The sequence below is a fragment of the Oleiphilus sp. HI0061 genome, from assembly GCF_001635675.1.
On record NZ_LWFE01001437.1, the window covers coordinates 1 to 952 of the forward strand.

Here is a 952-nt window from a genome sequence, read left to right on the forward strand (position 1 = left end):
ACCATTCAGCTTATCGATTGGCAAAACCTGGATGAAAACGAGTTCCATGTCACCGAAGAAATGGTGGTTCAAAACAGTGAAGGTACGGGGAACAGAATCCCCGATATTGTTTGTTTTGTGAATGGCTTACCTTTGGTCGTTATCGAGGCCAAGCGCCCGGACTCATCCAAAGAGAATAAATCTACAAACCATGAAGCGATCTCCCAACAGATTCGAAATCAAGGCCAAGGAGAGATTCCGCACTTATTTGCATACAGCCAATTGCTCTTGGCCGTGAATGGCCATGAAGGTCTATATGCCACCTGCGGCACGCCGGAGAAGTTCTGGGCCAAGTGGAAAGAAGAAGACATTATTGAAGCTGAATTTATTCGTTTAAAAAATCAAAACTTGGACGAGAAATCACTAGCATCTATCTTCAATCATCGACCAACCTCGGCCCGCAAAGAATACGAGTCCCTCATCGCTGCTGGCGAGCTTACTGTTACGGATCAAGACAGGCTGATTATCAGCTTGTTAAGACCCGACCGCTTACTGGAAATGACGCGTTTGTTTACCTTGTTTGATCAAAAGGCGGGAAAGATTATTGCCCGCTATCAGCAGGTGTTTGGTATCAAAGCGTTGGTTGAGCGAATCACCCAGTTTGACGCGAACGGTGCAAGAGAAGGCGGCGTGATCTGGCATACCACAGGAAGCGGTAAGTCTTTTACGATGGTATTTTTAGCCAAGGCCTTAATTTGGCTTGAAGAGCTGGCTAAATGCCGATTTATTATCGTCACCGACCGGGTAGACCTTGAAGACCAACTTAGCACAACCTTTGCCTCAGGTGGAGCGCTCTCTGACCGAGATAAACGCGACGCGATGGCGACATCCGGCAAACGTTTGGCTGAACAAATCGGCCATGGCAATGAAAGAGTCATCTTCTCCATCATCAACAAGTTTGGCTCCGCCATTA

At 47.3% G+C, this 952-nt stretch carries 1 protein-coding gene; it reads left to right on the forward strand.

Translation table 11 applies throughout. The features are described 5' to 3' along the window. Window positions 1-952, forward strand: a 952-nt coding sequence (locus tag A3735_RS22695; protein ID WP_197485983.1) for a type I restriction endonuclease, incomplete at both ends; no start/stop codon positions are given.